Source organism: Nocardia puris (assembly GCF_003315035.1).
In the GTDB taxonomy this organism is placed as follows: domain Bacteria; phylum Actinomycetota; class Actinomycetes; order Mycobacteriales; family Mycobacteriaceae; genus Nocardia; species Nocardia puris.
This window is the reverse complement of record NZ_QNRE01000060.1, coordinates 1-1,132: the sequence shown is the minus strand read 5'-3', so window position 1 is coordinate 1,132 and position 1,132 is coordinate 1. Positions and strand designations below refer to the sequence as shown.

The 1,132-nt window shown below is 64.2% G+C and carries 1 protein-coding gene; it reads left to right on the top strand.

Annotation, left to right across the window (positions count from 1 at the left end; translation table 11 throughout):
- Nucleotides 1-15: 15 nt before the first annotated feature.
- A protein-coding gene (locus tag DFR74_RS35265; RefSeq protein ID WP_113975440.1) for an IS3 family transposase occupies nt 16-1,132 on the top strand; the annotation gives its coding sequence in 2 pieces (ribosomal slippage) (nt 16-300 and nt 303-1,132; 1,115 coding nt annotated over the 2 pieces). This gene is flagged as partial in the annotation.

Genomic DNA, 1,132 nt, shown 5'->3' with positions numbered 1-1,132 from the left:
TGAGAGGATGTCGCAGTGCCCAAGCCGTATCCGAAAGAGTTCCGCGACGACGTCGTGCGGGTCGCTCGCAACCGCGACGACGGGGTGACCCTGGAGCAGGTCGCGGCCGATTTCGGGGTTCATCCGATGACGTTGTCGAAATGGATGCGCCAAGCCGAGATCGATGACGGGAACAAGCCCGGGACCACTCGCAGTGAGTCGGTCGAGTTGCGGGATGCCCGTCGCCGGATTCGCCTGTTGGAGCAGGAGAACGAGGTCCTGCGCCGCGCCGCGGCGTATCTGTCGCAGGCACAGATCCCGGGAAAAGGCTCTACCCGCTCGTGAAAGAGCTTGCCGCCGAAGGTATCCCTGTGGCGGTGACGTGCCGGGTGCTGCAGCTCGCTCGCCAGCCCTACTACCGATGGCTGGCCGATCCGGTGACCACTGGCGAGGTCACCGAGGCGTATCGCGCCAACGCGTTGTTCGACGCGCATCGCGACGACCCTGAGTTCGGCTACCGGCTTCTCGCCGACGAAGCCCGCGAAGCCGGTGAATCGATGAGTGCGCGGACCGCGTGGCGGATCTGTTCGACGAATCGGTGGTGGAGCGCGTTCGGCAAGCCGCGGCGTGGCAAGAACGGCAAACCGGAGCCGCCCGTCCATGACGACCTGGTACAGCGCAACTTCCGCAGCGACGTACTGAATCAGTTGTGGCTCAGTGACATCACCGAACATCAGACCGGCGAAGGCAAGCTGTACTTGTGCGCGGTCAAAGACGTCTCCTCCAACCGGATCATCGGGTATTCGATCGATTCGCGGATGAAGTCTCGACTGGCGGTGACCGCGGTGAACAATGCCGTTGCCCGACGCGGTGACGTGTCCGGTTGCGTGATCCACACCGACCGCGGATCTCAATTTCGCTCGCGGAGATTCGTCGGCGCGCTCAACCGTCATCGCATGGTCGGATCCATGGGCCGTGTCGGCGCGGCCGCTGACAACGCCGCCATGGAAAGCTTCTTCAGCCTGCTGCAACGCAACGTCTTGGACCGACAGCGTTGGGACACCCGCGAGCAGCTCCGGATCGCGATCGTCACCTGGATCGAACGCACCTACCACCGGCGTCGTCGACAAGCCAGGCTCGGCCGGTTGACCCC